General features: G+C 68.7%; 10 protein-coding genes. 7 read left to right on the top strand and 3 right to left on the bottom strand.

Annotated features, from left to right (window positions below; translation table 11 throughout):
* Window positions 1-101 precede the first annotated feature (101 nt).
* From ssb to QRN16_RS08855, 5 genes are all read left to right on the top strand, one after another.
* A complete protein-coding gene (gene ssb, locus QRN16_RS08875; RefSeq protein ID WP_051613327.1) occupies window positions 102-548 on the top strand; it encodes a single-stranded DNA-binding protein in 447 nt (148 codons plus the stop codon).
* A 142-nt stretch (window positions 549-690) separates the two neighbouring features.
* Window positions 691-2,370 carry an energy-dependent translational throttle protein EttA gene (gene ettA, locus QRN16_RS08870; RefSeq protein WP_027505632.1) on the top strand — a complete coding sequence of 560 codons (1,680 nt, stop codon included), beginning with the start codon at window positions 691-693 and terminating at the stop codon, window positions 2,368-2,370.
* 154 nt (window positions 2,371-2,524) lie between these two features.
* Window positions 2,525-7,390, top strand: coding sequence for an NAD-glutamate dehydrogenase (locus QRN16_RS08865; protein WP_285185720.1), 4,866 nt, complete (start codon window positions 2,525-2,527; stop codon window positions 7,388-7,390).
* A gap of 62 nt (window positions 7,391-7,452) precedes the next feature.
* A complete protein-coding gene (locus QRN16_RS08860; RefSeq protein WP_027505634.1) occupies window positions 7,453-7,884 on the top strand; it encodes an acyl-CoA thioesterase in 432 nt (143 codons plus the stop codon).
* Window positions 7,881-8,552, top strand: a complete 672-nt coding sequence (locus QRN16_RS08855; protein ID WP_502943986.1) for a DUF8010 domain-containing protein — start codon at window positions 7,881-7,883, stop codon at window positions 8,550-8,552. Before QRN16_RS08860 ends, QRN16_RS08855 begins: the two co-directional genes overlap by 4 nt.
* 21 nt (window positions 8,553-8,573) lie before the next feature.
* Here QRN16_RS08855 and QRN16_RS08850 read toward each other — a convergent pair whose 3' ends face one another.
* Entirely contained in the window at window positions 8,574-10,187 is a 1,614-nt protein-coding gene (locus tag QRN16_RS08850; protein ID WP_502943985.1) for a glycoside hydrolase family 13 protein, read from the bottom strand.
* Between the two features lie 247 nt (window positions 10,188-10,434).
* Here QRN16_RS08850 and QRN16_RS08845 point away from each other — a divergent pair, with 247 nt between their 5' ends.
* Window positions 10,435-10,866 (top strand): cupin domain-containing protein, encoded by a 432-nt coding sequence (locus tag QRN16_RS08845; protein WP_222630235.1) that lies wholly within the window; start codon window positions 10,435-10,437, stop codon window positions 10,864-10,866.
* Window positions 10,867-10,876: 10 nt separating this feature from the next.
* Here the strand turns inward: QRN16_RS08845 and QRN16_RS08840 are convergent, their stop codons facing one another.
* Window positions 10,877-11,272, bottom strand: a complete 396-nt coding sequence (locus tag QRN16_RS08840; protein ID WP_285185719.1) for a globin — start codon at window positions 11,270-11,272, stop codon at window positions 10,877-10,879.
* Between the two features lie 20 nt (window positions 11,273-11,292).
* Entirely contained in the window at window positions 11,293-12,246 is a 954-nt protein-coding gene (locus QRN16_RS08835) for a mechanosensitive ion channel family protein (protein ID WP_027505639.1), read from the bottom strand.
* Window positions 12,247-12,482: 236 nt separating this feature from the next.
* Between QRN16_RS08835 and QRN16_RS08830 the strand changes: the two genes are divergently transcribed.
* Window positions 12,483-13,205: an HNH endonuclease gene (locus QRN16_RS08830; RefSeq protein ID WP_285185718.1), complete on the top strand. Its 723-nt coding sequence runs from the start codon at window positions 12,483-12,485 to the stop codon at window positions 13,203-13,205.
* Window positions 13,206-13,214 lie beyond the last annotated feature (9 nt).

Raw genomic sequence — 13,214 nt, 5'->3', positions numbered from 1 at the left:
ACGGCCGTCCACAGGTGCTCGCGGGCCCTTCTGTCCGCGGTGCGAGCGGCGCAGAGTCGGGGGCGCGGTCGGTACCGGATCGACCGCGAGAGGGGGGAACGATGTACGAGTCGTATCTGACCGTGGTGGGCACCGTCATCACCGATCCGATCAAGCGCACCACGCCGTCCGGCGACGAGGTGCTCAGCTTCCGCGTGGCCAGCAATTCGCGCCGCATGGACCGCGAGAGTGGGGAGTGGCAGGACGGGGACACGCTCTACGCCTCGGTCAGCTGCTGGCGACGTCTGGTGTCGGGGGTCGGAGCGTCGCTGATGAAGGGCGATTCGGTCATCGTCTTCGGGCAGGCGCACACCAACGAGTACACGACCAAGGAGGGCGTGGGCCGAGCCGATCTCGAGATCCGAGCCACCGCGGTGGGACCCGATCTCGCTCGGTGCCACGTCAAGGTGGACCGGCCGCGTCAGGCGGCCGAGCGGCAGGAGTCCGGCGAGACCGTCGCCGAGGCCGCGGTGGACACGGCCGAGCCCGAGCCGGTGCCGGTGGGCTGACCGCGAACGGTTTCACGGGCACCGGTCGGTCCCGGTAGACTTCCGCGTCGAGCACATCTCCCAGTTGTCGGCCCCGTCGTCGGCATCTCAGCCGGCGCGATCCGCCCGGCACACACGCTGGTGAGCACATCGAGAGGAACTCGTGGCGGAATTCATCTACACCATGAAGAAGGTGCGCAAGGCGCACGGCGACAAGGTCATTCTGGACGACGTGACGATGAGCTTCCTGCCGGGAGCGAAGATCGGCGTCGTCGGCCCCAACGGCGCCGGCAAGTCTTCGATCCTCAAGATCATGGCCGGGATCGACCAGCCCGGAAACGGTGAGGCGTTCCTCGCGCAGGGCGCCACCGTCGGCATCCTCATGCAGGAGCCCGAGCTCGACGAGAACAAGACGGTTCGCGAGAACGTCGAGGACGGTCTCGGCGAGACGATGGTCCAACTCAAGCGGTACAACGAGATCGCCGAGCTGATGGCCACCGACTACTCCGACGAGCTGATGGAGGAGATGGGCGAGCTGCAGGAGAAGCTCGACCACGCCGACGCGTGGGAGATCGACTCGCAGCTCGAGCAGGCCATGGACGCACTGCGCTGCCCGCCGCCGGACGAGGGTGTGACCCACCTGTCCGGTGGTGAGAAGCGTCGTGTGGCGTTGTGCAAGCTGCTGCTGAGCAAGCCGGACCTGCTGCTGCTCGACGAGCCCACCAACCACCTCGACGCCGAGTCGGTTCTCTGGCTCGAGCAGCATCTGGCCGCGTACCAGGGTGCCATCCTGGCCGTGACCCACGACCGGTACTTCCTCGATCACGTCGCGCAGTGGATCTGCGAGGTCGACCGTGGTCGCCTCTATCCCTACGAGGGCAACTACTCCACCTACCTGGAGAAGAAGGCCGAGCGTCTCGAGGTCCAGGGCAAGAAGGACCAGAAGCTGCAGAAGCGCCTCAAGGACGAACTCGCCTGGGTCCGCTCCGGCGCCAAGGCTCGCCAGGCCAAGAACAAGGCACGTCTCGATCGCTACGACGAGATGGCGGCCGAGGCCGACAAGATGCGCAAGCTCGACTTCGACGAGATCCAGATCCCCAACCCGCCGCGCCTCGGCGACGTCGTGGTCGAGGTCAAGAGCCTCGACAAGGGCTTCGACGGCCGCGTGCTGATCAAGGACCTGTCGTTCACGCTTCCGCGGAACGGCATCGTCGGTGTCATCGGCCCCAACGGCGTCGGAAAGACCACGCTCTTCAAGACCATCGTCGGTCTCGAGGAGCCGGACGGCGGCGAGGTCAAGATCGGTCAGACGGTCAAGCTGAGCTACGTCGACCAGAACCGATCCGGCATCGATCCCGCCAAGACCGTGTGGGAGACCGTGTCCGACGGCCTGGACTTCATCACCATCGGTACGCAGGAGTTCCCGTCGCGGGCGTACATCAGCTCCTTCGGGTTCAAGGGTCACGACCAGCAGAAGGCGGCCGGAGTCCTGTCCGGTGGCGAGCGCAACCGCCTCAACCTGGCGATGACGCTCAAGCAGGGCGGCAACCTGATCCTGCTCGACGAGCCCACCAACGACCTGGACGTCGAGACGCTCGGTTCGCTCGAGAACGCCCTCGAGGAGTTCCCCGGCTGCGCCGTCGTGATCTCGCACGACCGGTGGTTCCTCGACCGGACGTGCACGCACATTCTGGCGTGGGAAGGTGGCTTCGGCGACAACGAGGCCGCTTGGTACTGGTACGAGGGCAACTTCGAGGGCTACGAGGCCAACAAGGTCGAGCGACTCGGTCCCGACGCCGCTCGCCCGCACCGCGTGACGCACCGGAAGCTCACGCGCGACTGAAATGTACTGGTAAGTAACCTATTTTCATCGCACGCCACGTCACCGCGGTGTTCGGCTCCCGGCCTCGCGAGGCTAGGGTCGGGAGCCGAACCCCACGGACAACGTCGCCCCGACCGGTGGATCCGCCGCTCGTGGTGATCGAAAGGCGACAGCGATGACTTCAGCGGGAGAGCACTCCGAGGCGGCAACGGCGCCGAACTCGGTGCTCGATCGGGCGGACGACCTCCGCGCGGTGTACTTCGGGCACGTCGATCTGGACGTGTTGCGGACCACCACGGGAGCCGACCCGACCGCGGTGGTGTACCGACATCTGGAGCTCGCCGAGCGTCGTGATCCCGGCGTCGCCTCTCTCGCCCTGCACCGCGGACCCGACAGCACCGTCGGCGTGGCCCTGCAGATCGTCACCGACGACATGCCGATGCTGGTCGAGTCGGTCACCGCCTGGCTCACCGGAGCCGGCATCGCGGTCGTCGAGGTGGTGCACCCGATCCTGCGCGTCGTGCGCGACGAGTCCGGCACGCTCCTCTCCATCCGAGGCGGAGCCACCCCGTCCGACGTCGAGACCGGCGATCTCGCGGACGGCAGCATCCTCGAATCGTGGATCCACGTGGCTCTGCACCCCGCGGCGAGCGAGGAGGCCTTCGCCTCGCTCGAGAGCTCGCTGGCCGACGTGCTCGCCGACGTCCGTCGCGTCGTCGACGACACCGAGGCCATGCAGCGTCGCCAGCTGGAACTGGCCGATCGTCTGGAACGACCACGCCGCGGAGACGCGGACGGAACCGAGTCCGTCACCCCCGAGGCGCGGCACGACGCCGCCCGCCTGCTGCGGTGGTTGTCCGAGGGCAACTTCCGCGTGCTCGGCAGCCGCCGGTACACCGCGACGGAGGCGGGTCTCGAACCCGTCGCCGAGTCCGCGCTGGGCATCCTGCGATCCGACGATCCGGGCGCCGTCGCGGGCTTCGACCTGCCGATCGACCGAGTGGTCGCTCGCGAGGACCTTCTCGTGCTCACCCGCGCATCGAGCTCCACGTCCGTGCACCGCGCCGTGCACCCCTACTTCGTCGGTGTCCACGATCTGGACGACGAGGGAAACACGGTGGGAGAGCACCGGTTCACGGGGCTGTTCACCATCTCCGCACTGCACGGCAACGTCCTCGACATCCCGGTCGTGGGTGACCGCGTGCGCACCGTCATCGAGCGCGCCGGGCACACCCTGTCGTCGTACTCCGGCCAGGCCATGCTCGAGTCGATCCAGTCCTTCCCGCGCACCGAACTCTTCTCGGCGGACAGCAGGTCGCTCTTCGACACCATCTCGGCCGTGGAGCGCAGTGCCCTGCGCCGCGAGGTGCTGCTCTTCCTGCGCCGTGACGGGTACGGCCGGTTCGTGTCGGCGCTGGTCTACCTTCCGCGCGACTCCTACACCACCCGCCTGCGTCTCGAGACCCGCAGGATCCTGCTGCACGAGCTCGGCGGTACCGACGTCGAGTACGAGGCACGCGTCTCGGACAGCCCACTCGCGTTGGTGCACTTCACTGTTCGCTTCGACGGACAGAGCGCGGACGCCGTCGACGTCTCGGACGCCAACCGCGACCGCATCCGGGCGCTGATCGCCGACGCCACCCGCACGTGGGATGACGCTCTGCGTGAGGCGGCCGCGGCCGACCCGTCGGTGTCGCCCGACAACGCGGCGCGCTATGCCGTCGCCTTCCCCGAGGCCTACAAGCAGGACTTCGACGCGGACCGGGCGCTCGTCGACATCGCTCGACTCGACGCGCTCGTCGGCGACGACATCGACATGTGCCTGTACCGCCCGCGCGACGCCGAGGCGGGTCACTGGCGTTTCTCCCTCTACGTGACCGGCAGCGAGGTCTCGCTGAGCCAGGTGCTGCCCGTCCTGCAGAGCCTCGGTGTGGAGGTGGTCGACGAGCGGCCGTACGCCGTGGTGCGCAAGGACGGAACGCGCTGCTGGATCTACGATTTCGGCCTGTCCGCGGAGCCCGAGGTCATCGAGGGCGCCGAGAACCAGACGAGTGTGGTCAGCCGACGATTCACCGACGCGTTCGCTGCCGTGTGGAACGGCCACGCGGAGGCCGACCGCTTCAACGAACTGGTTCTGCGGGCCGGTCTCGAGTGGCGCCGCGCGGTGGTGCTGCGGGCGTACGCGAAGTACCTGCGCCAGGCCGCATTCCCTTTCAGCCAGACCGGCATCGAGGGTGTTCTCCTCGCCAACCCGGTGACGGCTCGACTGATCGTCGACCTGTTCGACGCGCAGTTCGATCCCGCCTCGGCGTCCGAGGAGCGTGCCGACGAGATCGCGTCGGAGCTCGCCGAACTGATCGATCAGGTGGTCAGCCTCGACGCCGACAGGGTGCTGCGTGCCCTGTTCACCCTCGTGCGAGCGACGCTGCGCACCAACCACTTCGTCGTCGACGAGCAGGGTCGCGAGCGCGATTTCCTGTCCCTGAAGTTCGACCCTCGCGGCATCGACGTGCTGCCCAAGCCGCGCCCGCGTTTCGAGATCTTCGTGTACTCGCCACGCGTCGAGGGCGTGCACCTGCGCTTCGGCACGGTCGCGCGCGGTGGTCTCCGCTGGTCCGACCGGCGCGAGGACTTCCGCACCGAGGTGCTCGGACTGGCCAAGGCGCAAGCCGTCAAGAACGCGGTCATCGTGCCGGTGGGGGCGAAGGGCGGCTTCGTCGTCAAGCAGCCGCCGTCTCCGACCGGCGATGCTGCGACCGACCGCTCCGCGACCACCGCCGAGGGGCGAGCCTGCTACCGCATGTTCATCGCGGGGCTGCTGGACGTCACCGACAACCTCGACCGCGCCACCCGCGCCGCGATCCCACCGCAGCGCGTGGTGCGACGTGACGACGACGACTCGTACCTCGTGGTGGCGGCGGACAAGGGCACTGCCACGTTCTCCGATCTCGCGAACGAGGTGTCCGCCGAGTACGGCTTCTGGCTCGGTGACGCCTTCGCCTCGGGCGGGTCGGTGGGGTACGACCACAAGGCGATGGGCATCACCGCCAAGGGTGCCTGGGAGAGCGTGAAGCGTCACTTCCGCGAGTACGGCATCGACACGCAGTCCGACGAGATCACCGTGGTCGGTATCGGTGACATGAGTGGCGACGTGTTCGGCAACGGGATGCTGCTCAGTGAACATCTCCGCATCGTCGCCGCGTTCGACCACCGGCACATCTTCCTGGATCCCGCACCCGACGCGGCCGCCTCCTTCGCGGAGCGACGGCGACTGTTCGAACTGCCGCGCTCGTCGTGGGCGGATTACGACACCTCCCTGATCAGCAGGGGTGGCGGAGTACACGAACGCACCGTGAAGTCGGTACCGGTCAGCGCCGAGGTGCGCGCGGCTCTCGGACTGGCGGACGACGTCACCGCCCTGTCACCGCCCGAACTGATGCGCGCCATCCTCACGGCGCCGGTGGACCTGCTGTGGAACGGCGGCATCGGCACCTACGTGAAGTCGCGCACCGAGAGCGATGCCGACGTGGGAGACAAGGCCAACGACCCGGTGCGCGTGAACGGCGCGGACCTGCGGGCGCGCGTGGTCGGAGAGGGCGGCAACCTCGGGGTGACCGCGCTCGGCCGCATCGAGTACAGCGCCGCGGGCGGCAAGATCAACACCGACGCCGTGGACAACTCCGCCGGCGTCGACTGCTCCGATCACGAGGTCAACATCAAGATCCTGCTCGATTCCACCGTGACGTCGGGTGACCTGGCCGCGGAGGACCGGGAGTCCCTGCTGGCCTCCATGACGGACGAGGTGGGCGCCCTCGTTCTCGAGGACAACGTCGCGCAGAACGAGCTGCTGGGTGTCTCACGGGCACACGCCCCCGAACTGCTGGGCGTCCACGCTCGACTGATCGCCGACCTGGTGGCGTCGGGGCGGGTGGACAGGTCGCTCGACGCGCTGCCGACGAAGTCGGAGATCTCGCGACGCCTGCAGAACGGGCTGGGTCTCACCTCGCCCGAGCTGTCGACTCTCATGGCTCACGTGAAGTTGGCGCTGCAGGAAGACCTGCTGGCATCGGATCTGCCAGACAACGACGTGTTCGCCCCGCTCATGACGGACTACTTCCCGACGCCGTTGCGCGAACGTTTCGCCGGTGCCATCAAGGCGCATCCGCTGCGCCGGGAGATCGTGGCCACGCGGGTGGCGAACGAGACGGTCGACCACGGCGGCATCACCTACGCCTTCCGCCTCGCGGAGGACTCGGGAGTCGGGAGCACGGACGCGGCGCGAGCGTTCGCGGCGACGAGCGAGATCTTCGGTCTGCACGACATCTGGGCCGCGATCGCCGCGGCCGACATGCCCACGGACGCGTCCGACGAACTGGTGCTCGAGTCTCGTCGCCTCCTCGACCGAGGATCCCGCTGGCTGTTGTCGAACCGGCCGCAGCCCATCGCTGTCGGTGCCGAGATCACGAGGTTCGCGCGCAAGGTGCGGATCCTGGAATCGCAGCTCCCGACCTGGCTGAAGGGTCGGCAGGCACGCAGCGGACTCGACCGTGCCACGTCCGCCATCGAGAAGGGCGCGCCGGAAGAGCTCGCGCACAGAGTGTTCCGGCTCCTCGACGTGTTCTGCCTGCTCGACGTCATCGAGACGGCGGACATCGCGAACGAGGACGACGAGGTGATGGCGAGCCTCTACTACGCCCTCAGCGAGCACCTCGGCATCGACTGGCTGCTGTCTGCGGTGTCCACGCTCGAACGCGGCGACCGCTGGCACTCCCTGGCGCGGTTGGCGTTGCGGGACGACCTGTACTCGTCGCTGCGTGCCCTCACGCTCGACGTGACGGGCGGCGGCGAACCGGGGGAGACGGCGGACGAGATGATCGCCGACTGGGAGTCCACCAATGCCTCCCGGCTCGCTCGTGCCCGAGCGGCCCTCACGGAGATCGGCGAGTCCGGAACGCTGGATCTGGCGACGCTCTCGGTGGCGGCGCGGCAGATCCGCAGCATGGTGCGAGGGGCGGGTGCGCGGACCGACGTCTCGCGTTGACCACGCCCGGGGGGACGGGCGTGCCCGGCCCGGCGCCGCGCCGGGCCGGATAGGTTGGGGGAGTGACAGACGACGAGCTCATCGGCTTCCACTGCCCCGTCGAGGTGCGCTGGTCGGACATGGACGTGTACCAGCACATCAACCACGCACGCATGGTGACGCTGCTGGAGGAGGCCCGCATCCCGTGGCTCATGGCCGACGGTGTCCCCACCGCGACCCTGCGGAACAGTGCGGTGATAGCCGACCTGCACGTGCGCTACCGCGGCCAGTTGCGCCACGAGGACACGCCTCTCGACGTGTTCATGTGGGTGGAGCAGTTGCGGGCCGTCGACTTCACGGCGGGATACGAGGTGCGCCCGCACGGCGCACCGATGAGTACTCCGCCGGCCATCGTGGCGTCCACGCAGATCGCAGCCTTCGACATCGACACCCAGCGCCTGCGCCGGCTGTCCGGCGACGAGCGTGAGTACCTGCAGCGCTGGCAGCGGCCGTGACGGGTGCGCTGGCCGAGCGGTCGGTGACCGTCCCGGACTCGCGGGACCGGGACGATCTGTCGACCTTCCTGACCCACGCCGCGCGGCTCGACCCGGGCGCGGTGGTGCGCCTCCGGCGCCGCGGTGACAGTCACGTGGTCGCGTGGATCGAGACCGGATTCGACGTCCTCGCCGCCCGCGTGATCCGCGCCCGGGTGCTGCCGTCGGACGTCACCGTGGCCGCGGACGGGCTCCTCTCGGCGATGCGATCCGCCGGACCTGCACCGTTCGATCCCGGCTTCGGCATGGACTCCGCCTGGCGCGGTCCGGTGCCGCCGGACGCCGGGTGGACCCATGTGGACGACGTCCCCGGTCCGGTGTTCGTGGAGCTGGCCGAGCGTGGTGTCGCCCTGGCCCGCGAACACGGAACCGATCACGGCCCGCCCGTGTCGCTGCTCGATCAGGACGTGGTGACCGTCGAGGCCGACGGCGAGGCAGTGCCCGTGTCGATGCGCATGATCTTCGCGCTCAACGCCATGAAGTTCGTACCCACGGTGTCCGACTCGACGCGGAGTGCGGACGACGCGCGCGTCCGGGTGCGAATCGCTCGGTCGTGGATCCGGCTCGACGCCCGCTACGGATCGGTGTTCCGCAGCCGGGGCGCCACGATCCCGCTCATGGTGTCCTGACCGACCCGCACCGCGACTCGTTCAGACGAGCCAGGCCGCCGCGTCGGCCGGAAGCAGCCCGTCCTGCAGCGGTGTGCTGGCGAGCAGCAGCGCTCCCGGCGGCAGGGTGATGGGCTCGGACGTGGTGTTCAGCGCGCAGATGACGCCGCCGCGGCGCCGGAACGCCAGACACCCGGGAGGGCTCCCGTACCACTCGACTCCGGGCTCGCTGAACTCCGGACGCGCGGCCCGCAGGCTCAACGCCGTCCGATAGAGGCTCAGCATGGAGTCCACGTCCTCGAGTTGGCTCTCCACGGTCAGCGGGGCCCACTCGGCGGGAATCGGTAACCAGGTCTCCCGCGCCGTCGAGAACCCGAACGGCGGCTCGGTGCCCTCCCACGGCAGCGGGACGCGGCACGCGTCTCGTCCGCGTTCCTGGCCGCCGGATCGGAACCAGGCGGGATCCTGCAGAGCGGAGTCGGGGAGGTCCGCGTTGGGCAGCCCGAGCTCGGAGCCGTTGTAGACGAACACGACACCGGGGAGCGCCAGCAGGACCAGGGCCATCGCGCGTGCGCGCTGCAGACCCTGCTCACCTCCGCCGTACCGGGTGACCTCGCGGTCGACATCGTGGTTGGACAGGGCCCACGTCGGCGTGCCGCCGACACGGTCGACCGCGTCGAGCGAGTTGTCGACGGCATCCCTGATGGCCGAGGCGTCGAACGCGGACTCGGCCAGCCGGAAGTTGAAGCCCAGGGTGAGCTCGTCGGGACGGATGTAGCGACTGAAGCGTTCGTTGTCCTGGACCCACACCTCGCCGACCGTCATCGCGCCGTCGTACTCGTCCACGACCCGTCGGATGGCGCGGTGGATCTCGTGCACCCCGTCGTCGTCGAAACGGGGGTCCCCGTCCTCGTTGCGCATCAGCTCGTTCACGGACAGATCCATGTCCGGGAGATCCGCCGGCTTGGCCATGCCGTGGGCCACGTCGATGCGGAACCCGTCGACACCGCGGTCGAGCCAGAACCGGATCGTCGCCTCCAGGTCGGCGAGCACCTCGGGTTCGGTCCAGTTCAGATCCGGCTGCTCGGGCGCGAAGATGTGGAGGTACCACTGACCGGGTGTGCCGTCCGCCTCGGTGACGCGGTGCCACGCGGGACCGCCGAAGATGCTGGGCCAGTTGTTCGGCGGCTCGGAGCCGTCGCCCTTGCCGTCCCGGAACACGTAGCGGGCCCGCTCCGGGCTCCCGGGCGCCGCGGCCAGAGCGGCCCGGAACCATTCGTGCTGATCGCTCGTGTGGTTCGGGACCAGGTCCATCGTGACCTTCATACCTCGCGCGTGCGCCTCCGTCACCACGGCGTCCATCGTCTCGAGAGATCCGAACAGCGGATCGATGTCGCGGGGATCGGACACGTCGTATCCGTGGTCGACCATCGGCGACCGCATCACCGGACTGAGCCAGAGTGCATCGACGCCGAGCAGTTCCAGGTATCCGAGCTTGTCCCGGATGCCACCCAGATCACCGATCCCGTCGCCGTCGGAGTCCGCGAACGAGCGGGGGTAGATCTGGTAGAAGACGGCGTCGGACCACCAGGGGGCCGGGGCGGACGGGCCGTCGGCGGGGGACGGGCCGGCGGACGCGTCGATCGGAGTGCTCACAGGCGCAATAGTGCCAAAGGCCGAGCTGCGAGGGGCGGTGCGCCCGTCACCACGACCCCTCCGGCCTGCCCGGCCTCTCGTGGCGACCGGCCTCCGGCCTGCCCGGCTCCCACGAGAATCACCACGCGTCCGCTGTTCATGCCATGGGGAGGTCAAGAAAATCGGAACTATCGGCGTGAAAACTACCCAAAGTTTGTTTGGTGGGGTATTTTCAGGCGGAACTTCAAGCGACGGTAAAGGAACCTCCATGACGACTCCTGTATTCGAAGCCGTGAGTCTCGACTCCGTCGAGCTCCTGCCGGCTCCGATCGATCCTTCGTGGATCCTCGAGGGTGCTCCCGTCGCGCGCAGCGGTCAGTGGTCCTGCAGCCCGGACACCACCACGTCGTCGTGGGTCTGGGACTGCACCGCCGGCACCTTCAACTGGTACTTCGAGCAGGACGAGACCATCCACGTCATCGAGGGCGAAGTCGTCGTCCAGTCCGCGGGCAACGAGCCCCGCGTGCTCCGCGCCGGGGATGCCGCTCTCTTCTACGCCGGCACCTGGGCCGAGTGGCACGTGCCGCACTACGTGCGCAAGCACGCCATCCTGCGCCCGCACATCCCGCGTCCCCTGTGGTTCGCGATGCGTGTCGCCCGCAAGCTGCGGGGCAAGGGCCGCTCCGGCGCCCTCGGCTGAGCGCGCAGCACTACAGCGGCGAGTTCACCATCGAGTTCGCCGCCATCTCGATGTAGTCGACGAACTGCCGTCGATGCACATCGTCCATCGTGTCCGAGTCGATCGACGCCAGGGCCGTGTGCATCGCGCGCAGCCAGGCGTCGCGCTCGAACGGCCCGATGACGAACGGCGAGTGCCGCATCCGCAGACGCGGGTGGCCGCGCTCGTCCGAGTAGGTACGCGGACCACCCCAGTACTGCTCGAGGAACATGCGCATCCGGCGCTCCGCCGGGCCCAGGTCCTCCTCCGGGTACAGCCGCCGCAGAATCTCGTCCCGCTCGACCTCGGCGTAGAAGCGCGCGGTCAGGGTGCGAAACGTCTCCGCACCGCCGACCGCGTCGTAGAAGGTCTGTGCCGGCTCGGTCATGGCTCCATTGTTCTCCACGATCACGTGCTCATACTCGGGGCGGGTCCGAAGGGCCGCCCGTTGGGGTAGGGCGCCGCGATGCCGGACTCGTCGAAGGCGTCCAGGATCTGACGATGCAACTGGCGCTGCACGGCCCACTGCCGGCCGGGTCGGACCTTGATGGTCAGGCGCAGCGTCACCGTGTCCGACGTGACGGCGTCGACGCCGAGCATCTGCGGGGCCTCGAGAATGTCCTCCTGGAACTCGCCACGCTCGATGGACTCGCGCGCCGTGCGCTCGGCCACCTCGCACGCGACGTCGATGTCGGCGGAATGACTGACGGGGAGGTCCAACACCGCGACGGCGTGACCCTGGCTCATGTTGCCGACACGCAGCACCTCGCCGTTGCGGACGTACCAGAGCGTCCCGGAGATGTCGCGGACCGTGGTGACCCGCAGGCCCACGGTCTCGACCGTGCCCGATGCCTCGCCGAGATCGACGATGTCGCCGACTCCGTACTGGTCCTCGAGCAGCATGAAGATGCCGGAGAGGAAGTCGCGGACGAGGTTCTGCGCGCCGAAACCGAGCGCGACACCCACGATGCCTGCGGACGCGATGAAGGGGGCGACGTTCACACCGACGATGGAGAGCGCGGAGAGCACGAACCAGACCAGGATGCCGACGGAGACCGCCGACTTGAGCACCGAACCGATGGTGCGGGCGCGCTGGTTGCGGCGCTCGTTCAGGATGGTGGTGGTGACGCCGGCGGGGGCACGTTCGCGCAGCGGCCTCAGCAGGGGCGGTTTACCCGCAGCGCTGCGACCCGCGCCGGGTGAGCGGCTGGTGAACCGGTCGATCATGCGGTGCAGGATGTAACGCAGAACCACGGCGAGCAGGGCGTACCCCAGAACCTGGAGCGGGCGTTGGATCAGCCAGTCGCGACCGGTGTCGGAGAGCGAGAGGGCGAGGACGTCGTTCGGGTCGAAGGAATACACCCGAAAAGTCTACGGATCTCCTCGGCGCACGCCACCTGTCACCACCCGTCTCGGCACCCACCCCGCCACCCGTGCGGGGGGACACCCGGAGTTCACCGCGTGGCCGTCGGCCGGACCTCGAATGAGCGTGCGAACGGCACCGATTCGTGATGCACTGTGGTTGGTCTTCACGTGCGGGCGGTGGCTGTCGCAAACCAGTGGTAGTCGCGCCGCGCGCAGTGGTCACTGGAGGTGGCATGAAGAAGAGCGGGACTGTCGCGAAGGTTCGGGCCGGGCATCGACAACTGTCGCCCACCGACGCCGTGCAGGGCGGCGCGTCGGGGGCGCGACCCCAGTCCGAACACCCTGTCGTCTTCGGCGGCGCGTCGTTGCACGCCGTCACCGATCACTCCAGTCCGGCCGACGTCGACGGGCACCTCGATCACGAGGACGCCGTCCCCGCCTGGGTGAAGCGGCGCGTACTCCTCCTGAACGCCACGTTCGAACCACTCACCGCGCTGCCCATGCGGCGTGCCGTCGTCCTGCTGGTCTGCGAGAAGGCCGTCGTGGTGCACGACGACGACGACGGTCCCGTCGTCCACTCGGCGGACATCGCTCTGCAGGTGCCGTCGGTCATCCGCCTCCGCTCGTACGTGCGGGTGCCCTACCGGGCGCGCATCCCGATGACGCGGGCGGCTCTGATGCATCGGGACCGTTTCCGGTGCGCGTACTGCGGTTCCAAGGCCGAGACCATCGACCACGTGGTGCCGCGCAGTCGCGGCGGCGGTCACTCCTGGGAGAACTGCGTCGCGTGCTGCGCTTCCTGCAATCACCGCAAGGCGGACAAGATGCTCAGCGAGCTGGGGTGGACCCTGCGCGCCGCGCTGGTCCCGCCGAAGGGTCCGCACTGGCGACTGCTCGCGAGCATCAAGGAACTCGATCCCACCTGGCTGCCGTACCTGGGTGAGGGCGCGGCCTGACACCCGTCC

Source organism: Rhodococcus sp. MEB041 (assembly GCF_030208955.1).
Taxonomy (GTDB): domain Bacteria; phylum Actinomycetota; class Actinomycetes; order Mycobacteriales; family Mycobacteriaceae; genus Rhodococcoides.
The sequence above is the reverse complement of the archived record's forward strand: the minus strand, read 5'-3'. Positions and strand labels throughout refer to the sequence as shown.